This window comes from Caballeronia sp. LZ016 (genome assembly GCF_031450805.1).
GTDB lineage: Bacteria > Pseudomonadota > Gammaproteobacteria > Burkholderiales > Burkholderiaceae > Caballeronia.
The window spans coordinates 150,266-175,059 of the sequence record NZ_JARTVY010000002.1; the positions used below are offsets into that span (position 1 = coordinate 150,266).

The following is a 24,794-nucleotide window of genomic DNA, read 5'->3' on the forward strand; positions in this document are numbered from 1 at the left end:
AGGGGAACCCGCGATGCAACCGCAACTGCCTATCGACGTGGACGCGCAAACCGGCGTCTGGACCACCGACGCGCTGCCGATGCTCTACGTGCCGCGCCATTTCTTCACGAACAACCACGTAGCCGTGGAAGAAGCGCTCGGCCGCGAGACCTATGCCGAGATTCTCTACAAGGCCGGCTACAAGTCCGCTTATCACTGGTGCGACAAGGAAGCCGCGAAGCACGGCATCGCCGGCATGGCGGTGTTCGAGCATTACCTGAAGCGTCTTTCACAGCGAGGCTGGGGTCTCTTCGACATCGTCGAGTCCGACCCGCAAAGCGCGATGGCGCGCATCCATCTGCATCATTCGTCGTTCGTGCTCGCGCAGCCGGGCAAGCAGGGCAAGCTCTGCTACATGTTCGCCGGATGGTTCGCGGGCGCGATGGACTGGGTGAACGACACCGCACCCGACAGCACGAAGAAGGGACCGCGCTCGCGTTCCATCGAAACGCAATGCGCGGCGGAAGGCCACGATCACTGCGTGTTCGAAGTCTCGCCGATCCAGCTTCACGCATAGCACGCATCAACGCATTCAAATCGAGGTCTCCGTCATGCGTTACCCGAACCTTTTCAAGCCACTCACGCTGAACAAGCTGACCTTGCGTAACCGCATCGTCAGCACCGCGCATGCGGAGGTTTATGCCGAGCCGGGCGGCCTGCCCGGCGATCGCTACATCCGCTATTACGAGGAAAAGGCGAAGGGCGGCGTGGGACTCGCCGTGTGCGGCGGATCGAGCCCGGTGTCCATCGATAGCCCCCAGGGCTGGTGGAAGTCGGTGAACCTGTCGACCGACAAGATCATCGATCCGCTCGCGCGCCTCGCCGAAGCGATGCATCGTCATGGCGCGAAGATCATGATCCAGGCGACGCACATGGGCCGGCGCTCCGCATGGCACGGCGAAAGCTGGCCGCATCTGATGTCGCCGTCGGGCGTGCGCGAGCCCGTGCATCGCGGCAACGCGAAGATCATCGAGATCGAAGAGATTCGCCGCATCATCGAAGACTTCGCGGCTGCCGCGAAGCGCGTGAAGGATGCGGGCATGGACGGCATCGAGATATCGGCGGCGCACCAGCATCTGATCGATCAGTTCTGGAGCCCGCGCACGAACTTTCGTACCGACGAATGGGGCGGTTCACTCGAAAACCGCCTGCGCTTCGGCGTGGAAGTGTTGAAGGCCGTGCGCGAAGCGGTCGGCGCGGACTTCTGCGTGGGCCTGCGCATGTGCGGCGACGAGTTCCATGAAGACGGTCTCAACCACGAGCAACTGAAGGAAATCGCGCAGGCGATGGCCGAAACGGGTCTCATCGATTACATCGGCGTGATTGGTTCGGGCGCGGATACGCACAACACGCTCGCCAACTGCATGCCGCCGATGGCGCTCCCGCCCGAACCGTTCGTGCATCTCGCGGCCGGCATCAAGTCCGTGGTGAAGCTGCCGATCATGCATGCGCAAAGCATCCGCGACGCGGGCCAGGCCGAGCGCCTGCTCGCGAACGGCATGGTCGATCTCGTCGGCATGACGCGCGCGCAGATCGCGGACCCGCACATGGTCATCAAGATTCGCGATGGCCGCGAGGACGAGATCAAGCAATGCGTCGGCGCGAACTATTGCATCGACCGCCAGTACAACGGGCTCGATGTGCTCTGCGTGCAGAACGCGGCGACATCGCGTGAAGCGACGATGCCGCATGTCATCGAGAAATCGCGCGGGCAGAAGCGCAAGGTCGTCGTCGTGGGCGCGGGCCCGGCCGGACTCGAAGCGGCGCGCGTGGCGCGGTCGCGCGGTCACGATGTCGTGCTCTTCGAGAAGAATGACTACGTCGGCGGGCAGATCATGCTCGCTGCGAAAGCGCCGCAGCGCGAGCAGATGGCGGGCATCGTGCGCTGGTTCGACATGGAAACGAAGCGGCTCGGCGTGGATCGCCGTCTCGGCGTCGCTGCGGACGACAAGGCGATCATGGCCGAGAAGCCGGACATCATCGTGCTGGCGACGGGCGGTTCATCGTTCACGGATCAGGTGCCTGCATGGGGCGTCGATCAGGGGCTCGCGGTCAGTGCATGGGACGTTCTCTCGGGCAAGGTCGAGCCGGGCAAGAACGTGCTCGTCTATGACGGCGTGAGCACGCATGCAGGCGCAGGCGTCGCGGACTTCATCTCGTCGCGCGGATCGAATGTCGAGATCGTCACGCCCGATGTGAAAGTGGCCGATGACGTCGGCGGCACCACGTTCCCCATTTTCTATCGGCGCCTCTATGCGCAAGGCGTCATTCACACGCCGAATTACTGGCTCGACAAGGTGTACGAGGAAGACGGCAAGAAGGTCGCCGTGCTGCGCAACGAGTACACCGAAGAGCAGGAAGAACGCGTGGTCGACCAGGTCGTGATCGAGAACGGCAGCACGCCCAACGATGCGCTCTACTGGAAGCTCAAGCCCGAGTCGCTCAATCGCGGGCAAGTGGACGTGCACAAGCTCTTCGCATCGGAGGCGCAACCGTGCCTGTCGGAGGAGCTCGGCAACGGGCGATTCCTGCTGTTCCGGGTCGGCGACTGTATCTCGATGCACAACATTCACGGCGCGATCTACGACGCGCTGCGTCTCTGCAAGGACTTTTGAAGGGGCATTGCGCGATGAATCCCGTGTTTGTCATCACCGTCTTGCTGTGGGCCTCGGTGGCGGGCCTCGCCTTCGCCGTCATGAGGCGCGCAGCATACTGGCGCGAAGGACGCGCGACCGCAGCGGGCGCTTATGGCTGGGGCAACCTGCTGACCATCCCGAAGCGCTATTTCGTGGACCTGCATCATGTCGTGGCGCGCGATCCGTATATCGCGAGAACGCACGTCGCGACGGCGGGCGGCGCGATCCTCGCGATGGCGCTCGTGTTTCTCAACTACGGGCTTGCGATCTATTCGCCGTGGCTCGATAAGGCGATCTTCATCGCGGCGCTCATCATGCTGGTCGGCGCGGTGTTCGTCTACAAGCGCAGGCACGGCGCGAAGGAGGTGCCCGCGCGTCTGTCGCATGGACCGTGGGACAGCCTGCCGCTGCTGCTCGGCTCGTTCGCACTCGGCCTTGCGCTGTTCATGCTGTTGCCCGCAACGTGGATGTCCGGTGCGCTCGCGATCATCGTCGCATTGCTGATCGGGGCAGGCGCCTACACGATGACCTTCGGCGCGGCGCGCGGCGGCCCGATGAAGCACGCGATGGCCGGTCTCCTGCATCTCGCGTTTCATCCACGCCAGGAGCGCTTCAAGGCGAAGCACGAGCAGGACGTGGTGCCGCCCACTGCACTGAAGAAGCCCGTGCTGGATGCGAAGGAATATGGCGTCGCCAAGCCGATCGAGTTCCGCTGGAATCAACTGCTGAGCTTCGATGCGTGCGTCCAGTGCGGCAAGTGTGAAGCGGCATGTCCCGCGTTTGCATCGGGTCAGCCGCTGAATCCGAAGAAGCTGATTCAGGACCTGGTGACGGGCATGGTCGGCGGAACCGACGCCGCCTATGCAGGCAGCCCCACGCCGGGCATACCGGTCGGCAAACATGCGGGCGCGCCCGGCAAGCCGCTGATCTCGAGCATGGTCGAAGCGGACACCATCTGGTCCTGCACCACCTGCCGCGCCTGCGTGCAGGAGTGCCCGATGCTGATCGAGCACGTCGATGCGATCGTCGACATGCGCCGCAATCAGACGCTCGTCGAAGGCAACGTGCCGGGCAAAGGCCCGATCACGCTCGCGAACCTGCGCGAGACGGGCAGCGCGAACGGCTTCGACATCGGTGCGCGCTATGACTGGTCCGTGGACTTGCAGGTGCAGGTGGCACAGCCGGGCCGCATGGTCGATGTGCTGCTGATCGCAGGCGAAGGCGCGTTCGACATGCGCTATCAACGCACGCTGCGTGCATTCGCGAAGGTGCTGAACAAGGCCGGCGTCGATTATGCGGTGCTCGGCAGCGTGGAAACGGATACGGGCGACACGGCCCGCCGCCTCGGCGACGAAGCCACGTTCCAGCAGTGCGCCGCCAAGCTGATGGATACGCTTTCGCGTTACACGTTCAGGCGCATCGTGACGACGGACCCGCACGTGCTGCACAGCCTGCGCAACGAATATCGCGCGCTCGGCGGCTTCTACGAAGTGCAGCATCACACGGCGTTCATGGCTGAACTCGTCGCGAGCGGCAAGCTCACGCCGAAGGCCGCTGCGGTGCTCGCGGACAAGAAGATCACGTATCACGATCCGTGCTATCTCGGCCGCTATAACGGCGAAACCGAAGCCCCGCGCAAGTTGCTGAAGACCATCGGCATCAAGGTGGTCGAGATGGAACGCCACGGCATGCGTGCGCGTTGCTGCGGCGGCGGCGGCGGCGCGCCGTTGACCGATATCCCCGGCAAGCAGCGCATTCCGGACATTCGCATCGGCGATGCGAAGGCGATCGGCGCTGAAGTGGTCGCCGTCGGTTGCCCGCAATGCACCGCGATGCTCGAAGGCGTGGTCGGTCCTCGTCCCGAAGTGCTCGACGTGGCGGAGCTGGTCGCCGCAGCACTGGAGTAACGCATGAACACGATCAAACGAATCGATCCGCGCCGGCCCTTCGTCATCACGACGGCAGGACTCAGGCGCATCACGCTCGGCGAGATTGGCAGCGGCGCCATGCTCGACTTCACTGCGGCGCATGCCGCGCATCACGATGCGGTCAAGCCGCGTCGCACGACGAAGGCTGCGCGCCGTGCGCTGCTCGTCGCGGCGCACACGGACCGCGGCGCGCTGGACGATCACGCGCGCCAGGCGCTCGCGGCCGCCGCCTTGCTTGCGGACGATGAGACCGAAGTCGTGCTGATCGCGTTCGGCGCCTTCAGCGATGACGCCGCATCGCTCGGGGCCGACCGCTTCATCGAACTCGACGCGTTCGACCGCCGCCGCTATGCGCCCGACGACGAACTGCGCGCACTCGCGGCATGCGTCGCGGCATTTGCGCCCGCGCATGTCTTCATGCCCGACAACGCTACCGGCGATGGCGATCTCGGCCGGCGTTACGCCGCACACGCCGACGCCGGTATCGCGACGCACGTCGTCGAGCTGGATGCGGCGCACGTTGCATCGTATGCGCAGGCTGGCCGCGCGATCGCATCGCGCGCATTGCCGGATGTGATCCTGCTCGCGCCCAACGCCGTGGACGCCAAACTGCCGTTCGTCGGCGCAGGCGAACGCGTGCAGCGCGAAGGCATCGTGCCCGCTTCGCTCGAAAGCGCCTATGTCGATCTCGGCATCGAAGAGATGGACGCCGCGCAGGTCGCGCTGGAAGAAGCGGACTTCATCATCTCGGCGGGCAACGGCGTGTCCGATGTCCCCGCGTTCGAAGCCCTTGCCTCGACGCTCGGCGCGGCGATCGGCGCGAGCCGCGTGGCCGTCGACGACGGCAAGTTCACGCGCGACAAGCAGATCGGCGCGACCGGCAAGACCGTCGAAGCCAGCGTGTATATCGCGTTCGGCATTTCGGGCGCGGTGCAGCACTTGCAGGGCATCAAGGATTGCCGTCACGTGATCGCGGTGAATACGGATGCGAGCGCGCCCATCGCCAAACGCGCGAACCTCACGATCGTCGCGGACACGCAAGAGACCATCAAGGCGCTGACCGATGCCGCCGCCGCCGCGCGAGCATCGCGTGCGAGCGGGGCGTCGATCGTCGCGACATCGCTGGCGGAAGGAGCGTTCGCATGAAGATCGCCGTACTCGTTTCCGTGGGACGTCATCCGGTGAGTGGCACGGCGCGCTACAGCCGCAACGATGCCGCGGCGCTGACCATCGCGCTCGATATCGCGAAGCAGCACGGCGCGCAACTCGATGTGCTGCATGCCGGCGATCCGGCCAGTCCCGCGCTTGCCGAATACCTTGCGCTTGGCGCGCCGCGCGTCGAAGTGCTCAACACATCGGGCGATGCCTGCGCCGCGCTCGCGCAACGGCTCGCGGGCTATGAACTCGTGATGACGGGCGCGCGCGCGGAAGGCGCATTCGACAGCGGCACGCTGCCGTACAGGCTCGCGGATGCGCTGAACATTGCGCTCGTCGGCTCCGCGGTCGATGTGAGCGTAACGAACGATGGCGTCGAAGTGCGGCAGTTCATGCCCAAGGGCTTGCGCCGGCGCGTGCGCGTGCAAGTGCCTGCGCTCGTCGCCGTTCATCCGCTTGCGAACGCCGCGCCGCGTTATGCGTATGCGCGCATGAAGGAAGGGCGCGTGGCTCCCGTCGCGGCGAGCGCACTGGCCGACAAGGAACAGGGCGTGTGGACGCTCGGCCCTGTCACCGCGAAGCCGAAGCGTCTCGCCGCGCCCGAGAAGCGCTCGGGCCACGCGCGGATGCTCTCGGCGACGACGACGGAAAGCCGTGGGGGCAGCGTCGTAATTGAAGGGAGTTCCGTCGAAAAAGCACAAGTGATACTGGCGTATTTGCGCGAGCATCAACTCGTCGATTACTGATATCGACGCACGGCAGTCGGGCAGACAAACGGGCACAACAGCGGCCAAAAGCGATGCAGGAGCACACGATGAAAGTTTCGGCAGACGTTCGCGCAATGATCGAACGCCGCAAGAAGGGCTACACGCTCGAAGCGCCGTTCTATACGAGCGAAGAGATTCACGCGCTCGATATGAAGGCGATCTTCGGGCAGCACTGGATTCAGGTCGCGATCGAGCCGGATGTGCCCGAGCCCGGCGATCACACGACGGTCGATATCGGCAACGACTCGATCCTGATCGTGCGCGACGACGACATGCAGGTGCGCGCGTTCCATAACGTGTGCCGTCATCGCGGCGCGCGCCTCTGCAACGAGGAAAAAGGCTCGCTCGGCAATATCGTGTGTCCGTATCACAGCTGGACGTATAGCCTGACCGGCGACCTGATGTTCGCCGAGCACATGGGCGACCAGTTCGACCGCTGCAAGCACAGCCTGAAAAAGGTCCATGTGCAGAACCTCGCGGGCCTCATCTTCATCTGTCTCGCCGACGAGCCGCCCGCCGATTTTGCCGTCATGCGCGAAGCGATGGAGCCGTATCTGCTGCCGCACGGCCTCAAGGATTGCAAGATCGCGGCAAGCGCCGATCTCATCGAGAAGGGCAACTGGAAGCTCACGATGGAGAACAATCGCGAGTGCTATCACTGCGTCGCGAACCATCCGGAGCTGACCATCTCGCTTTATGAATACGGCTTCGGCTATCAACGTTCGCCCGCGAACGAAGAGGGCATGGCCGCGTTCGAGCGCACCGTCGTGGAGCGCACGAAGCAGTGGGAAGCGATGAACCTGCCGTCCGCCGAAATCGAACGCCTCTCCGATCTCGTCACCGGCTTTCGCACGCAGCGCCTGCCGCTCGATCGCGACGGCGAATCGCAGACGCTCGATGCGAAGGTCGCATGCAGGAAGCTCCTGGGCGGCTTCGAACGCGCGGACCTGGGCGGCCTCTCGTTCTGGACGCAGCCGAATTCGTGGCATCACTTCATGAGCGATCACATCGTGACGTTCAGCGTGATTCCGCTTTCCGCCGGCGAAACGCTCGTTCGCACGAAGTGGCTCGTGCACAAGGATGCGCGCGAAGGCATCGATTACGACGTCGACAATCTGACGGCCGTATGGCGCGCGACGAACGAGCAGGATCGCACGCTCGTCGAGTACTCGCAGCTCGGCGCGGGCAGCAGCGCGTATCAGCCGGGCCCGTATTCGCCCTATACCGAAGGCCTCGTCGAGAAGTTCTGCGACTGGTACATCGGGCGTCTCGACGGCTATGCGAACGCGCCCGGCGAAGCGCCCGCATCGCATGGCGAGAAAATCGTTTCCTTCATGCGCTAAGCGCGTTAGAGAGGCACATCATGATGCGCGATCAGGCCACGTTCGAGCCGACGAAGAGCCGCGTGACCCAGCCGAAATTCTGGGGCGCGCTGCCCGCGCGCTGGAATAGCGACGTCGACGACACGCTCGTCTGCTGTCATGTGCGGCAGGAAACGCATGACGTGAAGAGCTTTTTCTTCAAGGCGCCCGATGAACGCGCGTTCGTGTTCGAGCCGGGGCAGTTCATCACGCTCGAGCTCGATATCGACGGCGAGCCGGTCAACCGCTGCTATACGATCTCTTCCGCGCCCACGCGCCCGCATACCATTTCGATCACGGTGAAGCGCGTGCCGGGCGGGAAGGTGTCGAACTGGCTGCATGACAACGTGGTTGCGGGAGCGCGTGTGCGCGTGCTCGGGCCATCGGGCGAATTCACCTGCGCGCGGCATCCGGCGCGCAAGTTCCTGTTCCTGTCGGCGGGTTCGGGCATCACGCCGCTGATGTCGATGAGCCGCGCGCATCATGAGCTCGGCGACGATGCCGACATCGTGTTCGTGCACAGCGCGCGCACGCCGGACGACATCATCTTCGCGCGGGAGCTCGACCTGATCGCATCGAATCAGGCGAATTTCCGCACGGCGTTCGTCTGCGAACGCGTCGGCGCGCGCACGAACTGGCCTGGCGTCACGGGCTTTCTCAGCTTGCCGCTGCTCAGGCTGATCGCGCCGGACTATCTCGATCGCGAAGTGTTCACGTGCGGTCCCGCGCCTTACATGAAGGCCGTGCGCGATCTGCTCGACGAAGGCGGCTTCGATCGCAAGCACTATCACGAAGAGAGCTTCTCGTTCGAGACGATCGCCGAAGTCGCGTCGCAACTGACGACCGCGCATGTCGCCGATGCCATCGCCACCGATGGCGAGCTCGTCGAAACCAGCAACTTCGCGCCCGCGCCCGTCGACACGACGTACAAGGTCGCGTTCGCCAAGAGCCGGCGCGAGATCGAATGCGGCAGCGGCGAACATGTGCTCGACGCCGCGAAGAAAGCGGGCGTGCGCTTGCCGTCATCGTGCACGCAGGGCATGTGCGGCACCTGCAAGGTGAAGCTCGTATCGGGCGAGGTCGCGATGAAGCACGCGGGTGGCATCCGTCAGCGCGAGATCGATCAGGGCATGGTGCTGCTGTGTTGCAGCAAGCCGTTGAGCGATCTCGTCGTCGACAAGTAGAAATTCGCGCGTCGCTTCTTGACAACTGGATGTCGCAAAAGCGCGTTACAGGGCATTTCTGGCTGGCGATTCTGACTGCACGGCGTGGGGCCGCAAAGGGGAAACCATATGAAAGCGATGAGAAGACTGTTCGTGCTGGGCGCGATGAGTGCGGCCCTTGCAGCGAGCATGGGGGCAAGCGCCGATACGAAGCCGACCATCAAGATCGGCTACGTCGAAGGCTGGGACGATAGCGTGGCGACATCGAATGTGGCGGCGCGCATCATCGAGAAGCGACTCGGTTATCAGGTGCAGCTCGTGCCCGTCGCGGCGGGCGTGATGTGGCAGGGCGTGGCGCGCGGCGATCTGGATGCGACGCTGTCCGCGTGGCTGCCGGTCACGCATGGCGCGTACTGGAACAACTTCAAGTCGAAGGTCGTGAATCTCGGTCCTAACTTCAACGACGCGAAGATCGGCCTGATCGTGCCGGAGAATGTCGATGTGACGAGCCTCACGGACCTGCCGGCGAAGAAGGCGGAATTCGATTCGCGCATCGTCGGCATCGATGCGGGCGCGGGCGTGATGCAAAAGACGAGCGAGGCGATCAAGGCCTACAACCTCGATTACAAGCTGATGCCGAGTTCAGGCAGCGCGATGACGGCGGAACTGGCGCGCTCGGAGGCATCGAACAAGCCGATCATCGTGACGGGCTGGAAGCCGCACTGGATGTTCGCGAAGTACAAGCTCAAGTTCCTCGAAGACCCGAAGAAGGTGTTCGGCGAAGCCGAGCATGTCGATAGCGTCGTGAATCCCGAGCTGGAAAAGAAGGCGCCGCCGGTGGTCGCGTTCCTCAAGAAATTCCAGTGGAAACCGGGTGAAATCGATAGCGTGATGCTCGCCACGCAGAACGGCGAAAAGCCTGTCGCGGCCGCTGACGCGTGGATCAGCGCGCACGGGGATCGGGTGGATAGCTGGGTGAAGTAAGCCCGGTTGTATGCTGCATGATGCAAAAGCGCCGCTCATGAGCGGCGCTTTTGCTTTGCACGCGTTCAGCGCAGAACGACGGTGCGTTCCCCGTTGATGAACACGCGCCGCTCGACGAACGCCTTCACCGCGCGCGCCAGCGTGATGCATTCCACATCGCGCCCGGTCGCAAGGAGGCGATCAGGGCTATAGGAATGATCGACGCGTTCCACTTCCTGCTCGATGATCGGGCCTTCGTCCAGATCGTCGGTGACGAAGTGCGCCGTCGCGCCGATCAGCTTCACGCCGCGCGTATGCGCCTGATGGTAAGGCTTCGCACCCTTGAAGCCCGGCAGGAACGAGTGATGGATATTGATCGCGCGGGCAGCCAGCTTGCGGCTGGTATCGCCGGAAAGAATCTGCATGTAGCGCGCGAGAATCATCAGTTCCGCGCCGGATGTGTCGAACAGGTCGAGCAGGCGGGCTTCCTGTTGCGGCCTGGTATCGGCGGTGATGGGCAGATGGTGAAACGGCAGCCCATGCTGCTGCGCGAGCGGCGCGAGGTCCGTATGGTTCGATCCGATGCCCACGATATCCATCTTCAGTTCGCCCATGCGCCAGCGGAACAGGAGGTCCGCGAGACAGTGTTCGAGCTTCGACACCATGATGAGCATCTTTGGGCGCACGGCGAGATCGTGGATCGCCCAGGTCATCGAGAAGCGCGCGGCAATGGGTCCGAACTCGCGTTGCAGCATGTCGAGATCGAGCGTTTCTTCGCGCCGCGCCGCATGAAACACGCAGCGCACGAAGAAGCGTTCGCTGAGGTCGTCGTCGAACACGGTGAGTTCGTCGATATAGCCGTGATGCCGCTCCAGAAAGCCGACGATGGCGGCGACCTGTCCGGCCGCGCTCGGACACGCGACGGTAAGCACCAGTTGATTGAGGCGTGATTCGGCTGACATGCGTGGCTCCGTTCCAGAGGATGCCTCGCCGCGGAATCGGGCGAGCGTGCCGCTAGTAGAGCAAACGCCAGAATACGGAGATAGAAGCGATGCGCCGTCGCAATGGTATGGAAGCGTCAGCCGGCGATTCACACTGTCCCTTCGGACGGCGCATCGCGAAGTGGCCAACGCTCCATCTAGAAGCTGAGCTTGTCGAGAGCGGCGCGCATTTGCGGCGCGACGAAGTGACGAATGGTCCGGATCTGCGAAGCATCGATGACCTTGTTGTCCTGATAGATACCGAGCATCCTGGTCATTCGGTCCAGGACGATCTCGTGGACGATGGCTACGTCTTGCCCGAAATCGGCAGCGCGGGCGCTCACGAGGCGATCGATCGCCTTGACGATGGCGAACAGTTCGTCGGTCACGCCGGGATAGACATTAAGAAACAGAATGACGATGCGTTCAATGTCGCGCGGGTCGAGATCGGGATACCACAGCGCGAGGAGGCGGCGGCGCGCCGTCTGCAGCCACGGGCCGGCGATGTCCGTCTGGCTGTTGGTGAAGCTGCCGGGATGCGACCGGTGCTCGGTCAGGACTTCATCGACATTCGCGAGCTGGCCGCCGGCCGCCATGACCAGGGTGAGATAGTCGAGGTCCTCGGCGCTGCGCGCGCAATCGTCGAACCGGACGCCATGCGCGCGAACGAAAGCGCGACGCACCATGAGCGTGCCGCCGCTGATCGTGTTGAGACCGTCGAGCAGCCGTGCCTTGATATTGCCGTCGCCCTGCGCGCAATAGGCGACGCCGTCGGGGACGTCGCCGAAGACGCTTGCGTGGGAGCCGGCCGCCGCCAGGCGTTCGTTCTCGCGGAAGGCGGCGACTTGCGCGGCAAGCCTGTGGGGAACCGCGCGGTCGTCCGAATCCACGCGGGCGATGAACTCGCCCCGGGCCGCGTCGAAGCCGGCGTTCGATGCTGCGCTGATACCCTCGTTCCGGTCGAAGCGTATCAGGCGGATGCGCTTGTCGTCGCCTGCGGCCTGCCGGGCGGCGGACAAGGTCTGATCGGTCGAGCCATCGTCCACGACGATGAGCTGCCAGTCTTCGAGAGTCTGACGCTGAACCGAGGCGATCGCCTCACCGATGAACGGCTCTGCATTGAAGGCGGGAATGACGACAGTGACGAGGGGCGAGGATGACAAGGCGGTCTCGGGTGTAACGGTTAAGCGTTTCCCGTCTCCAGCGAACGAAGGAACGATGGCCCCAGGCAGAGGCGCAGCGCGGTTTTCGACTTGCTGAATGCGGCTTTTTTACAGATTCGGAAGTATGAGGAGACACCCGGTTATTTCCTATCGGGGTTGTCTTAATTCGAGGAAATTCTATCGACATGGGGAAGCCGGCCTGCCCCGCGGGACCGCCGGCGATGTGGCGCCGAGTGCGGTTTCAGGCACCCGCGAGCGCGTTCGTCAGCGCCAGCGCAACGGTAAGGAGCTGCGGCTCGACGACCAGATCGTTATGCCGGCCCTCCACCTGCATGATGCGCAAGCCCTGCTTCGCGACGCGCCGCCAGACCGGCAGCGGATCGCCGCGATCGTCCTGCTGGATCGAGGCGCGCACATAGACGATCGGCCCGCCGAGATAGCGGCGCGGCTTGTAGGTCGTCATCGCAACGCGCATCGACTCGCGCACCAGCATCAGCGGCGGCGGCAGCCCGCGCGTTTCGGCGCCGGGGCGCTGCGCCGTCTTGCCGAAACGCATCCGCACGCGATCGCTCATCGCGAACGCCTTGCCGCGCACGTACGCGATGCGCTCGCGCCCGCCGAGCGCCCGGAACTCCCGCATGCGGTAGGCGATCATATTGGCCTGATACCGCGTCCACGCGGTGAGCGGCAGGCAGCGCTCGTGGACATAGGTATCGAGCAGACAGAGCATCTCGATCTGCTCGCCCGCCTTCACGAGCTGCTGCGCGATCTCGAACGCAACGAGTCCGCCGAACGAATAGCCGACGAGCGCATACGGTCCGCTCGGCTGCACGCCGCGCATGCGCAGCACATAGGCGCGCGCCATGTCCTCGACGCTGCGCTGCGGCGCTTCATCGCCATCGAGGCCGCGCGCCTGCAGGCCGTAGACGGGCCGTTCGCTTTGGAGCGTGCCGGCGAGCGTGAGGCATTCCATCACCGAGCCGGTGATGCTGTGGACCATGAAGAGCGGCCGTCCGCGTCCCGCGCGCATCTGCACGAGCGACGAGCTTTCCGCGCTCATGCCCGGATCGGCGGCGATGACAGCCGCGAGCCGGGCGATGGTCGGCGCGACGATCAGCGTGGCGATCGGCAGCGTGCGGTTCGTCGTCCGCTTGATGTCGGCCAGCATGCGCGCCGCAAGCAGCGAATGCCCGCCGAGCTCGAAGAAATTGTCGTCGCGGCCGATGGGCGAGAAGCTGAAATACTGCTCCCACAGCGCGCACAGATACGCTTCGATGCTTTCCGCCGATTCCCCCGGCGCGGGCAGGTCGGACTGCGCGCGCGCGAGCAGCGGATGCTCGCGAATGCCATCGAGACAGTCCGGATTCGCAAGCGACGACACGTTGCGCGCGGGCAGGCCGTTGACGGCATCGCGTGCGGCGGCTTCGGACGGCTTGCCGTTGTGCGTGACCGGCAAGCCCGCGACCTGCACGATGACATCCGGCACGAGCGCGGCCGAGCCGTGTCGCGTGAGTTCGCGCCGGATGCGGATGGCGAGCGTCGCGTTGAGATGCGCGCCTTCGCGCAGCACGAGCAGCAGCACGATGCGCTGGCCGCCATCGCCGGCGCGCGGGCCGGTTTGCGGCACGGCCATCGCCTGACGAATCTCGTGCACGTCGCTCAGGATGCGATAGATCTCGCCCGGACTCACGTTGATGCCGCGCACGTTGAGCACGCCGTCGCTGCGCCCATGCAGACGCGCGCCGCCGTCCGGCGAGAACTCGATGACGTCGCCGTGCGTCCAGACGCCTTCGTTCTCCGCGAAATACGCCTTGTGAAAGCGCGAGCCGTCCGTATCGCCGAAGAAACCGAGCGGGCGCGACGGAAACGGGTTGGTGCAGACGAGCTCGCCCGGCATGTTCGACGGCACACCATGATCGAACGCCTGCACGTTCAGGCCGAGCGTCTTGCATTGCGCTTCGCCCGCATGCACGGGAAGGTTCGGATTCCCAAGCACGAAGCAGCCGATGATGTCCGTGCCGCCCGATATCGACTGCAGCTGCAGCGGCTTCACGTGCCGATGCACCCAGTGGAACTGCGAGTCGTAGAGCACCGCGCCGGTCGACATCATCGCGCGCAGGGCGGAGAGGTCGTAGAGCGTGCCGGGCTCGAGGCCCGCGTCCTCGTTCATCTTGAGATAGGCGGGGCTCGTGCCGAACACGGTGACATGCTCGTTCGCGACGATGCGCCATAGCGTGTCCACCGCCGCCACCGGCCCGTCGTACGTGACGATCTGCACGCCCGACGCAAGCGCCGACAATTGCCAGTTCCACATCATCCACGAGCAGCTGGTGAAGAAGAACAGCTTGTCGCCGGGGCCGAAATCGCTATGCAGCCGATGCTCCTTCACATGCTCGACGAGCGTGCCGCCCGCGCCATGCACGATGCATTTCGGCTTGCCCGTCGTGCCCGACGAAAACATGATGAAGAGCGGATGGTTGAACGGAAAGCGCCGCCACGTGAAGCGCGCCGGATCGCTATGTTCGATCAGTTCGCGCACCTCGTGCTGGCGCGTTCTCACCGTGCTCGGCAGCGGCGTTTCGTCGAGACACACAATGTCGGTGAGCGTGGGCAGCGCGGCCGCCACCGCGGCGACATGTGCGCTGAGCGCGCCGGCGGTATCGAACGAGCGCTGCATCGTGTGTGCGAACAGCATGCGCGGTGCGAGCGGCGCGAAGCGGTCGAGAATGGCCTGCACGCCGTTTTCGGGCGCGGCGGTCGAAATGGTGGCGCCGAGCGAGGCGACGGCGAGCGCTGCGGTGATCGCTTCGGCGTCGTTGCGCATGATCGCGACGACGCGATCGCCGGGCTTCAGCCCGAGTTCGCGCAGCGCCTGCGCAAGCCGCATGACGCGGTCGCGCAATTCGCCGCGCGTGTACGCGACGCGGCCGCCGTCTGCATAACAGGCGACGAGCGCCACCGCGTCGTCGGGCGCGATGCGCGGGCCGAGCAGATTCTCCGCGTAATTCAGTTCGACATTCGGAAAAAACCGGGCGGTTTCGATCTCGTCGCTGGTGCAAACGGGTTCCGCCATTCCCGACCATTCGAGCCCTTCAGCCGATTCGAGAAAGGATCGCCAGAACTGGCGGAATTCGCGGGCGGAATAATCGTGAAATGCGGGGTAATCGGCGAAGTGCTCTCCGGTGTGCTTCTCGAAGTTTTCGATAAAGCGAGTCATGCGCGAACGCGATATGCGTTCCGGCGTCGGCTCGTAGAGGGACTGTCGCAAATAGAACTGCGCACTCTCCCGAATGGCGTTTTGACGTTCCATCGTCTGAAGCACCTGTAATTTGCACGGGGTTATGGATTTGTAATGTGCTCGGCGACAGGCTCCGAGAATCTCTCATTTTTCGGTGGTGCGCGTAATCGCCGGAGGCAGGCTCACTTCCTCGGAAATCAGATTACCGCGAGCTAAAGCGCCGCAATGTGCGACTAACCACAAAACGCCGTGGGGCAACAGGCAAGAACGCCCTTGCTTTTCGGGGAGAAAATGTGCTTTGAACCGCAAAGCGCAGCAATAAGTACTCGTGCGGAAAAGCTGAACATATCAATCAGCGTTAACGAGCGTGGCGGAGATTGGAATCATTCCTTTGATTCGAATCGAAACCGGACTGCACGATCCGCTGGCCGATTAAACAACTGACAATATGATTGCTTTCAAATAGAAAGGTATTGCCGCGCCCAGTTTCGGCAGAGGGGCATTCTCGCTGCGGTTTGGCGGATTCGGGAATTCGCCGGATTATCGGCGATTCGATCCACAATGACGCATGCAGAGGAGACACACTCTATAAGTCCCTTACAACGGCCATTTGCGCGACGCGTTCTATATATACCGGTATAGAACTTCGTCACCGATGCGCCGTTTACCGACTCGGCTCGACGACGCCAGCCTAATGCGCTGGAAATGCATATCGTTTATTTGCGCGAGGTAGGCAAGGCGCTGCGGTTCGTGCCCAAGCGAGTGTTCTCCAAACATGTTCCAATGCGGCGCGCTCGAACCGGTTTCGGCGTGCGAGCAAAGGCCGCTGCGTATCCGGCCATCGCAGCGAAAGACGCTCTCATGCCGGGCGCGTGATCGCACTCGCAGCGTGCTCGTCAGCCGCATCCGCGCCCGCCGCCGATCCTGCTTGCGCGCGCCACGTCCGCAGCAACAGCGCGTTCGTCACGACGCTCACGCTCGAGAACGCCATGGCCGCGCCGGCGTACATCGGATCAAGCATGCCGAACGCCGCGAGCGGGATGCCGATCAGGTTGTAGATGAACGCCCAGAACAGGTTCTGCCGGATCTTCCGATACGTTCGCCGCGAAATGTCGATGGCGTCGGCGACCAGCGCGGGATCGCCGCGCATCAGCGTGAGGCCGGCCGCTTCGATCGCCACGTCCGCGCCGCCCGCCATCGCGATGCCGATATCGGCGGCGGCGAGCGCGGGCGCGTCGTTGATGCCGTCGCCGGCCATCGCCACGACGCCGCTGTTCGCCGCCTTCAGTTGCGCGACGACGCTGGCCTTGTCGGCGGGCAGGGTCTCGGCGTGAACCGCGTCCGGCGCGATGCCGAGCGCCCGTGCGACGGCCCGCGCGCTGCCGGCGTTGTCGCCGGTGACGAGCGCGCTTCGCACACCCATTTTCGCCAGCCGGCCGATGGCGGCGCGCGCCGTCGGCTTGACCGTGTCGCCGAAAGCGAGGAGAGCGAGCGCGCGGGGGCGGTCGAGATCCATCAGCCATGACACGGTGTTGCCCTGGCCTTCGAGCTCGCGGGCGCGCGAGGCGAGGGCGGGCGGCACGTCCGCGTGCAACTCGGCGAGCCAGCGGCTGCTGCCGATCGCGATACGGCGCGCGCCCGGCGTCGTCACGCCTGCCTCCACGCCGCGCCCGGCGACCGCCCGCGCATTGTTCGCTTCGTAGTGCGGCACGCGCGCCTTCACCGCCGACGCGACGACGGCCTTCGCCAGCGGGTGCTCGCTCATGCGCTGCACCGCCGCCGCGAGCGCGAGCGCGCCGGCGCGATCCTGTCCCGGCGCGGGTTCGAACGCGACGAGCGCGGGACGGCCGACCGTCAGCGTGCCCGTCTTGTCGAACGCGACGATGGAGATGGCGTGCGCCTGTTCCAGCGCCTGCGCATCCTTGATGAGGATGCCCTGCCTCGCCGCGACGCCCGTGCCCGCCATGATCGCGGTCGGCGTCGCGAGGCCGAGGGCGCACGGGCACGCGATCACGAGCACCGCCACCGCGTTCAGCAGCGCGGTTTCGGCGCTCGCGCCGTGCAACAGCCAGCCGCCGAGCGTCGCGGCCGCGATGCCGAGGATCGCCGGCACGAACACCGCCGATACCCCGTCGACGAGCCGCTGGATCGGCGCTTTTTCCGCCTGCGCCGATTCGACGAGGCGGATGATCCGCGCGAGCGTCGTTTCCGCGCCCACGGCGGTCGTTTCGATCGCAATCACGCCTTCGCCGTTGATCGAGCCGCCCGTCGCGCGTGCGCCCGGTTCCTTCGCGACGGGCAGGCTTTCGCCGGTGATCAGGGATTCGTCGATATGGGTGCGTCCCTCGCGCACGATGCCGTCCACCGGCACGCGTTCGCCGGGCCGCACGATGGCGATATCGCCGATCCGCACGTCCGCGAGCGGGATGTCGCGCTCGCGCGACGGATCGGCGGCATCGCGCACGCGCGCCTTGTCCGGGCGAAGCGCGTTGAGCGCGCGGATCGCATCGGTCGTCTGGCGCTTGGCGCGCGCCTCCAGCCACTTGCCGAAGCGCACGAGCGTGATGACCACCGCCGACGCCTCGAAGTACAGATGCGCGTGCGCGCCGCCGTGCGCGAGCATCTGATAGACGGACAGGCCCCACGCCGCCGACGTCCCGAGCGCGACCAGCAAATCCATGTTTCCCGCGAGCGCCCGCACCGCGCGGAACGCGCTCACGTAAAAGCGCGCGCCGAAACCGAATTGCACGACGCTCGCGAGCGCGAGCTGCAGCCACGGCGAAAGCTCGCCGCCGAACATCGGCGCGAGCAGCGGCAAGGTCAGCACCGCGCTGCCGATCACCACCGCGAGTTCGCTGTCGCGCCGGGGCGAGGCGGCGGGCGTGGCTTCCGGCGCGACGAGCGCGGCTTCGTAACCCGCTTTCGTGATCGCGGCGAGGAGTTGATCGTCGGTGACGGCGCTGGCCGCGTGCACCGTCGCGCGCTCGGTGGCGAGATTGACCGCGACGGACTCGACGCCCGGCACGCGCGCGAGCATCTTCTCGACGCGCGCGACGCAGGACGCGCACGTCATTCCGCTGACGGCGAATTCCGCAGTCCGCGCTGACTGCGATGAAGGTGATGACATATGAAAAGCTCCGAATCTGGCTGAACCTATAAGGCCAGTATCGACCTTCCAGCGATTGGAAGGTCAAGGAGCGCAGAGGGCGTCAGCCGCGCGGGGAATCGCCGAGCGTGGCCTGCATCGCGTCGGCGAGCGCGCCGGCTGCATCGCCGCCGCGCTGGCGCAGGCCGTCGATTGCGCCGATGCGGTCGGCGTCGGCCTTGTTTTGCGAGAGCTTCGCCTTGCCGACGAGCCGCGTCACTTCGATCTCGATGCCGACGATGGCCGCGAGCATCTGATCGATGAAATCGCGCGGGGCATCGCCCATTTTCCACGGCGCAGGCTCTCCCGCCTCCATCTTGCGCGTGAGCCGGGCGACGACGCCGCGCACGTAGGCTTCGTCGTCGCGCACGGTGATGCGCCCATGCGCGTGCACGACGGCATAGTTCCACGTCGGCACCTGCCGATGCGTCTCCTGCTTGCTCGGATAGAAGTTCGGCGAGATGTAGCCTTCCTGGCCCTGAAAGATCACGAGCACGTCCTCGCGCGGCCCGACTTCGCGCCAGACCGGATTGGCCCGCGCCACGTGCGCGCGCAGGGTGCCGTGCTCGCCGGTGGCCGCATCGAACTCGAACGGGATGTGGTTGGCGTCAAGCCCGTTCGGACCGTGCGTGACGAGCGCGCCGAACGGATTCGCCGCGATGAGCGCGTGCAGAAGGTCGGTGCGGTTCTCTTCGAAATGGACGGGCAGATACATCGTGGCGACTCGATGACGGTAGGTTGAACGGAAAGGCGTGCGTGACGCCGATGTTACGCGATGCCGGCGCACGCGGCTTGCTAGGCCATCGGTGATAAGCAAAACGCGCCGAATCCTTGCCTATCCTCAGCGGATACGTTAAAACCCGAATTCCGAGATAGCGCCGGAAGCGGGCCCCGACGGGGAACGAAGGCCGCGTCGTCGACTCCCTTGCGCCACGCGTGCGCCCGTGCAGAACAAGAACCGGATTCCAATTCGAATGAACCAAAACCGACGCTGGACGTTCCCGCTGACCGCCGCTTTCTGGATGACGGCCAGCCTGACCGGCATGGCGCTGCTGTCCGGCTGCGCCGCCGACAAAGCGCCCGAAGCAAAGACGAGCGGCGGCGGCTGGGTGAAGGATCAGGTCGCGGATGCCTACACGTTCGGCTTTCCGCTCGTCGCGTCGGACATCGCGCGGGAGCGGGCGAGCGGCAGCGCCGGGCAGCCCGGCCGCGCGCCGCTCAACACGTTCCGTCATGCGACGGCGCTGCCGCCTGTCGGTGCGACCGGCTGGCCGACCGTCGATACGCTCGATTCGACCGCGTGGCTCGATGTATCGGCCGAGCCGGTCATCGTCTCGCTGCCCGCCGCGCCGCGCGGCCGCTACCTCGACGCCCGCGCTTTCGACGCGTGGACCAACGCGCTGTATTCGAGCGCCGACACGACGCCGTTCCCGAAAGCGCAAACGATAGCGTTCGTGCCGGCGGGATGGACCGGCTCGCTGCCCGCCAACGCGACGCGCGTCGAAACCCGCACGCGCTATGTGTGGCTGTCGGTGCGCGTGCGGGTGAACGGCCCGCGCGACGTCCGCGAGGCGCGCAAGCTGCAGACCGCGATGCGCATCGACACGGCGACCCCCGCAAAGGGCGCGGACGCGGAAGCCGGCGCGGCGCCCGCCGCCGTCACCGGCGCGTGGCCGGGCGGTTCCAGCGGCCAGTTGCCCGCGGTGCCGGCGCTGCCTGCCGCGCCGCCGACGGCATCGCCGGGCGCGCAGGCCGAAGCGCTGGACGCCAACGCGTTCTTCGCCCGTCTCGCCCGCTCGCTCGACGCCAACCCGCCCGCCACTGCCGATACCCCTGCGATGAGCCGTCTCGCCGCGCTCGGCGTGAAGCCCGGCGAGCCGGTGCAGTTCAGGAAAGCCGATGCCCCGCTGCTGGATTCCGGCGTCGCCGATGCCCGCGCGCGCCTCGCGACCGCGCCGACCAACGCGATCACCAGGAACGGCTGGACGTGGTTCGGCGATGGCGTCGGCGTATACGGCACCGATTACATCTTGCGCGCGTATCTCGCTCGCCAGCAGATCGCGACGACGACGAAGGAGGGCGAAGTGAAGCCGGTCGCACATCTGGATAGCGAGGGTCATCCGCTCAACGGCGCGAACCAGTACGTGCTGCATTTCGCGCCGAATCAGCTTCCGCCGGTGCGCGGCTTCTGGACGCTCACCGCGTACACGAAGGACGGCGCGCTCGCCGACGACAAGCTCCCGCGCATCGCGCTGTCGGATCGCGACCGGCTGAAGAAGAATCGCGATGGCTCGATCGATGTCGTCGTGTCGGCCGGATCGCCGGGCAAGGCGCGGGCATCGAACTGGCTGCCCGCACCCGATGGCGAATTCCAGCTGACGATGCGCCTCTATGCGCCGAAGCCGCAGGCAAGCGACGGCACGTGGGCGCCCCCCGCAATCGAGCGGCAATAGCTTTCTGCACGGCAAGCAAACACCAAAAGTTTTGACAACGTCGGCGCGGTGCATCGTCGTATACTCGTGCATCCCCCTTCCGAACGGCGATCCCGCGCGCACGCGCCGCCGCGCACCGAATGTCAAGCACCACGAAGTCAACCTTCACCACGGCCGGGCGAACCCTGCGCGACGTGGTTCGCGCGCGCCGCACGCGGCGCATCACAATCGGGCTCGTCATTGCATTGCTGGTCGTCGGCGTGCTCGGCTTCTTCGCCGCGCCGCCGGTCATTCGTCACGTCGCCGAATCGCAGTTGTCGCAACAGCTCGACCGGCCGGTCAGCATTCGCCGCATCGCGCTCAATCCGTACACGCTGCGATTCGAAGCCGATGACGTGCATATCGGCGAATCGGCGGCGAACATCGCGAAAGCGCCGGGCGGAACAGCGAGTTTCGTCGATGTTTCGCGGCTCGTCGTGCGGACTTCGTGGACTTCGCTTTTCCGGCTCGCGCCCGTCGTCGATGAACTGAAGATCGACTCGCCGCGCATCAGCATCGCGCGCTATGACGCCGACCATTTCAATTTCTCCGACCTGATTGCGAAGTTCTCGAAGCCGACGCCCGAGCCATCGGGCGGACCCGCGCGTTTCTCGGTATCGAACATTCAACTTGAGAACGGACGCATCGAATTCGACGACCGGACGACGAACGCGAAGCACGTCATCGATCGTGTCGCGCTCGGCATTCCGTTCATCGCGACCCTGCCCTCCGCGACCGATATCTTCGTGACGCCGCTCCTGCAGGCGCGCATCGACGGCTCGCCGCTCGTCGTCAAGGGCCGCACGAAGCCGTTCGCCACGTCGCGCGAATCGGAAGTCGCGCTCACGCTCGATGCGCTCGACGTGCCGCAGATGGCGTCGTATGCGCCGGCTTCCGTGCCGGTCGTGGTCAAGAGCGGGCGGCTCTCGACCGACCTCAACGTGCAATTCGCCTTCGCGGGCGACGTGCCGACGATCCGCATCGACGGAACCGCGACGCTCGCCGATGCAGCCGTCACCGACCGCGCGAACGCACCGCTCGCCGCGGCTCGCGCGGTGCATGTGAAGATCGCGGACATGCAGCCGTTGCGCGGCATCTATCGCTTCGACGCGATCACGCTTTCCGGGCCGGACGTGCATCTGCTGCGCGATGCTTCGGGCGCGTTGAATGTCGGCAAGCTCGCGTCGCCGTCGAAGCCGGAGGACCGCAAGCCCGCGGAAGGCAAGGACAAGACGCCGCCGCTCGACTTGTCGGTCGGGCATCTGGCGATCGACGGCGGCAAGCTCACGTTCGACGACCGTCTGCTGAAGCAGCCGGTGCAAGGCGCGCTGACCGATGTCGCGATCACGCTCGACGGCTTTTCGACGCTCGCGAAAACGCCCGCGCGCTACACGCTCAAGACCGCGTTCGACAAGGGCGGCGCGCTCGACGCATCCGGCAACGTGACGCTCGCCGCCAAAACCGCCGACGCGACGCTCACGCTCGACGCGCTCGCGCTCCCGCCGCTGCAGCCGTACATCGCGAATGCGGTGGCGGCGCGCGTCGCGTCGGGCACGCTCGGCGCGAAACTGCCGCTATCGGTCGACTGGTCGAAGCCGGACGCCGCCGTGCAGGTCGGCGCCGGCGAGCTGAAGCTCGATTCGCTCACGCTCCTGCCAGCGCATGCAGCGGGCGCTGCGCCGATCAAGCTGGCGTCGGCGAACGCGAAGATCGGCAAGGTCGATGTCGCCGCGCGCACCGCCTCGCTCGACAGCGTGCAGCTGCGCGGCCTTTCGCTCGATGCGACTCGCCGCAAGGACGGCAGCATTAATCTCGCCGCGCTCGCCGGTCCGCACGAAGCCGCGCCCGAACAGACCGCGACGCGCAAGATTCAGAAGGCGCAGGCGGCCGGTCCGGCATGGCGCTATCAGATCGGCGAGATATCGCTGGCGGAGGCATCGGCGAACTTCACCGACGAAACGCCTGCGCGGCCGGTGAAGCTGCATCTCGCACCGGTATCGGTCAGTGTGAAGCAGTTCAGCGACGATCTGACGAAACCGCTTGCCGTCGACGGCAAGCTCACGCTGAACGGCAAGGGCGCGCTCGGCGTGACGGGCAACGTGACGGTGAGTCCGCTGAAACTCGCGTTGCACGTGAAGGGCGATCAGGTCGACGCCTCCGCGTTCGAACCGTACTTCGGCGACCGGCTGAACGTGGCGGTGACGAGCGCGTATCTGAACGCGAACGGCGACGTGGCGATGTCGGGCAGCGGCAAGACGCTCGCGGCATCGTATAAGGGCGACGTCTCGCTCACGGACGTACGGATGCTCGACAAGTCCACGTCGGACCGCTTCGCCGGCTGGAAACTGCTCGGCCTCACCAGCGTGAAGGCGACGTACGGCGAGCGCGGCACGGACGTCGAGGCGGCGCGTATCATGTTCGCGAGTTTCTACGGCCGCGTGCTGCTGGATGCGCAGGGCAAGCTGAATCTGAAGAACGTCGTCGTCAGCGACAGCGGTCAGGCGCAGTCGGTGACGCAGCCGTCGGCGTCCGCGCCGGTCGCGGCGAGCGCGCCGCCGGACACCGCGAAGTCGGGGCCGCCGGTCAACATGCGCTTCGGGCAGCTCGTGCTGCAGAACGGCCGCGTGACTTATACCGACGACTTCATCAAGCCGAATTACACGGCGAATCTCGTCGCGATCAACGGGACCATCGGCGCGTTCGGCACGCATTCGACGACGCCCGCGCCCGTCGACGTCACCGCGAAGCTCGCGGCGAACGGGCCGGTGTCGATCAAGGGGCAGGTCAATCCGCTGATCGAGAAACCCGCGCTCGATCTGACCGCGAGCGCGCACGATGTCGAACTGACGAACCTGACGCCTTACTCGGCCAAATACGCGGGTTATCCGATCACGAAGGGCAAGCTCAACGTCGATCTGCACTACATGCTCGCCGACGACAAGCTCACCGCGAACAATCACCTGTTCATCGACCAGCTCACGTTCGGCGACCACATCGACAATCCGAGCGCGACGAAGCTGCCGGTGCGGCTCGCGGTATCGCTATTGAAGAATTCGCGCGGCGAGATCGACGTGAACATTCCGATTTCCGGATCGCTCTCGAACCCGGAGTTCTCGATCGGCGGACTCGTGTGGCAGGCCATCGTGAACCTCGTGCAGAAAGCGGTGACCGCGCCGTTCTCGCTGCTCGCGCACGCGATCGGCGGCAGCGGCGAGGAGCTGAATTACGTCGAGTTCGATGCAGGCTCGGCCACGCTCGGCGATGCCGCGCAGAAGAAGCTGGACACGATTGCGAAGGCGCTGGCCGACAAGCCGTCGATCAGGCTGGATGTGACGGGCCGCGTCGATCCGAAGGTGGACGAGCCGGGCTTGCGCAGTGCGTGGGTCGATGCGCAGGTGAAGCGCGCGAAGGTGCGCGAGCTGTCGGATCGCGGCGAGTCGGTCGACTGGTCGGCGGTGAAGGTGTCAGGCGACGACTACGACAAGTATCTGGCGAAGGTCTACAAGGCAGCGGACTTCAAGAAGCCGCGCAACATGATCGGCCTGACGAAGAGTTTGCCCGATGCCGACATGAAGGCTGCGCTGATGCAGAACGCTCCGGTCGATGAGACGGCGCTGCGCGATCTTGCACAGCGGCGCGCGCAGGCGGTGAAGGAGTATTTCGACGGGAAAATCGACAGCAGCCGAATATACGTCGTCGCGCCGAAGCTGAATGCGGACGGCATCGACGACAAGGGCGCGGGGAGCCGCGTGGAGCTGGGGTTGAAGTGAAGCGAACTGGCCATT

The 24,794-nt window shown here is 65.4% G+C and carries 15 protein-coding genes; 10 read left to right on the top strand and 5 right to left on the bottom strand.

Translation table 11 applies throughout. The features are described from left to right. Nucleotides 1–13: 13 nt before the first annotated feature. The 8 genes from P9220_RS14205 to P9220_RS14240 all read left to right on the top strand — a co-directional run bounded on the left by P9220_RS14205 (nucleotide 14) and on the right by P9220_RS14240 (nucleotide 10,033). Nucleotides 14–556 (top strand): DUF5943 domain-containing protein, encoded by a 543-nt coding sequence (locus P9220_RS14205; protein ID WP_309765640.1) that lies wholly within the window; start codon nucleotides 14–16, stop codon nucleotides 554–556. A gap of 34 nt (nucleotides 557–590) precedes the next feature. Then, the gene (locus tag P9220_RS14210; protein WP_309765641.1) at nucleotides 591–2,654 is read left to right on the top strand and encodes an NADH:flavin oxidoreductase; all 2,064 of its coding nucleotides are present in this window, start codon (nucleotides 591–593) and stop codon (nucleotides 2,652–2,654) included. A gap of 14 nt (nucleotides 2,655–2,668) precedes the next feature. Beyond that, on the top strand, nucleotides 2,669–4,582 hold the full coding sequence (locus P9220_RS14215; protein WP_309765642.1) for a (Fe-S)-binding protein: 1,914 nt from the start codon (nucleotides 2,669–2,671) through the stop codon (nucleotides 4,580–4,582). A gap of 3 nt (nucleotides 4,583–4,585) precedes the next feature. Further along, a complete protein-coding gene (locus P9220_RS14220) occupies nucleotides 4,586–5,749 on the top strand; it encodes an electron transfer flavoprotein subunit alpha/FixB family protein (RefSeq protein WP_309765643.1) in 1,164 nt (387 codons plus the stop codon). Continuing rightward, entirely contained in the window at nucleotides 5,746–6,504 is a 759-nt protein-coding gene (locus P9220_RS14225; RefSeq protein WP_309765644.1) for an electron transfer flavoprotein subunit beta/FixA family protein, read from the top strand. Before P9220_RS14220 ends, P9220_RS14225 begins: the two co-directional genes overlap by 4 nt. A gap of 68 nt (nucleotides 6,505–6,572) precedes the next feature. Further along, entirely contained in the window at nucleotides 6,573–7,868 is a 1,296-nt protein-coding gene (locus tag P9220_RS14230; RefSeq protein ID WP_309765645.1) for an aromatic ring-hydroxylating dioxygenase subunit alpha, read from the top strand. Between the two features lie 23 nt (nucleotides 7,869–7,891). Beyond that, nucleotides 7,892–9,070, top strand: a complete 1,179-nt coding sequence (locus P9220_RS14235; RefSeq protein ID WP_309766752.1) for a hybrid-cluster NAD(P)-dependent oxidoreductase — start codon at nucleotides 7,892–7,894, stop codon at nucleotides 9,068–9,070. Nucleotides 9,071–9,178: 108 nt separating this feature from the next. Continuing rightward, the gene (locus P9220_RS14240; protein WP_309765646.1) at nucleotides 9,179–10,033 is read left to right on the top strand and encodes a glycine betaine ABC transporter substrate-binding protein; all 855 of its coding nucleotides are present in this window, start codon (nucleotides 9,179–9,181) and stop codon (nucleotides 10,031–10,033) included. A 65-nt stretch (nucleotides 10,034–10,098) separates the two neighbouring features. Here P9220_RS14240 and purU read toward each other — a convergent pair whose 3' ends face one another. The 5 genes from purU to P9220_RS14265 form a co-directional block, all read right to left on the bottom strand. After that, nucleotides 10,099–10,974, bottom strand: a complete 876-nt coding sequence (purU, locus tag P9220_RS14245) for a formyltetrahydrofolate deformylase (RefSeq protein WP_309765647.1) — start codon at nucleotides 10,972–10,974, stop codon at nucleotides 10,099–10,101. 176 nt (nucleotides 10,975–11,150) lie between these two features. After that, nucleotides 11,151–12,155: a glycosyltransferase family A protein gene (locus tag P9220_RS14250; protein WP_309765648.1), complete on the bottom strand. Its 1,005-nt coding sequence runs from the start codon at nucleotides 12,153–12,155 to the stop codon at nucleotides 11,151–11,153. Between the two features lie 241 nt (nucleotides 12,156–12,396). Beyond that, entirely contained in the window at nucleotides 12,397–15,465 is a 3,069-nt protein-coding gene (locus P9220_RS14255; RefSeq protein WP_309765649.1) for an acetoacetate--CoA ligase, read from the bottom strand. A gap of 787 nt (nucleotides 15,466–16,252) precedes the next feature. Then, a complete protein-coding gene (locus P9220_RS14260) occupies nucleotides 16,253–18,520 on the bottom strand; it encodes a heavy metal translocating P-type ATPase (protein ID WP_309765650.1) in 2,268 nt (755 codons plus the stop codon). Nucleotides 18,521–18,602: 82 nt separating this feature from the next. Beyond that, the gene (locus P9220_RS14265) at nucleotides 18,603–19,253 is read right to left on the bottom strand and encodes an FMN-binding negative transcriptional regulator (RefSeq protein WP_309765651.1); all 651 of its coding nucleotides are present in this window, start codon (nucleotides 19,251–19,253) and stop codon (nucleotides 18,603–18,605) included. Nucleotides 19,254–19,512: 259 nt separating this feature from the next. Between P9220_RS14265 and P9220_RS14270 the strand changes: the two genes are divergently transcribed. After that, the gene (locus tag P9220_RS14270) at nucleotides 19,513–20,991 is read left to right on the top strand and encodes a DUF1214 domain-containing protein (RefSeq protein ID WP_309765652.1); all 1,479 of its coding nucleotides are present in this window, start codon (nucleotides 19,513–19,515) and stop codon (nucleotides 20,989–20,991) included. Nucleotides 20,992–21,110: 119 nt separating this feature from the next. Then, a complete protein-coding gene (locus tag P9220_RS14275) occupies nucleotides 21,111–24,779 on the top strand; it encodes a DUF748 domain-containing protein (protein ID WP_309765653.1) in 3,669 nt (1,222 codons plus the stop codon). Nucleotides 24,780–24,794: the final 15 nt, after the last annotated feature.

Bases quoted from the DNA above. Each gene is read 5' to 3' on its own strand.
- P9220_RS14235 (WP_309766752.1), top strand. From the start codon at position 7,892: ATGCGCGATCAGGCCACGTTCGAGCCGACGAAGAGCCGCGTGACCCAG.
- P9220_RS14275 (WP_309765653.1), top strand. From the start codon at position 21,111: ATGTCAAGCACCACGAAGTCAACCTTCACCACGGCCGGGCGAACCCTG.
- P9220_RS14215 (WP_309765642.1), top strand. From the start codon at position 2,669: ATGAATCCCGTGTTTGTCATCACCGTCTTGCTGTGGGCCTCGGTGGCG.
- P9220_RS14220 (WP_309765643.1), top strand. From the start codon at position 4,586: ATGAACACGATCAAACGAATCGATCCGCGCCGGCCCTTCGTCATCACG.
- P9220_RS14255 (WP_309765649.1), bottom strand. From the start codon at position 15,465: ATGGAACGTCAAAACGCCATTCGGGAGAGTGCGCAGTTCTATTTGCGA.
- P9220_RS14230 (WP_309765645.1), top strand. From the start codon at position 6,573: ATGAAAGTTTCGGCAGACGTTCGCGCAATGATCGAACGCCGCAAGAAG.
- P9220_RS14225 (WP_309765644.1), top strand. From the start codon at position 5,746: ATGAAGATCGCCGTACTCGTTTCCGTGGGACGTCATCCGGTGAGTGGC.
- purU (WP_309765647.1), bottom strand. From the start codon at position 10,974: ATGTCAGCCGAATCACGCCTCAATCAACTGGTGCTTACCGTCGCGTGT.
- P9220_RS14205 (WP_309765640.1), top strand. From the start codon at position 14: ATGCAACCGCAACTGCCTATCGACGTGGACGCGCAAACCGGCGTCTGG.
- P9220_RS14210 (WP_309765641.1), top strand. From the start codon at position 591: ATGCGTTACCCGAACCTTTTCAAGCCACTCACGCTGAACAAGCTGACC.
- P9220_RS14260 (WP_309765650.1), bottom strand. From the start codon at position 18,520: ATGTCATCACCTTCATCGCAGTCAGCGCGGACTGCGGAATTCGCCGTC.
- P9220_RS14270 (WP_309765652.1), top strand. From the start codon at position 19,513: ATGAACCAAAACCGACGCTGGACGTTCCCGCTGACCGCCGCTTTCTGG.
- P9220_RS14265 (WP_309765651.1), bottom strand. From the start codon at position 19,253: ATGTATCTGCCCGTCCATTTCGAAGAGAACCGCACCGACCTTCTGCAC.
- P9220_RS14240 (WP_309765646.1), top strand. From the start codon at position 9,179: ATGAAAGCGATGAGAAGACTGTTCGTGCTGGGCGCGATGAGTGCGGCC.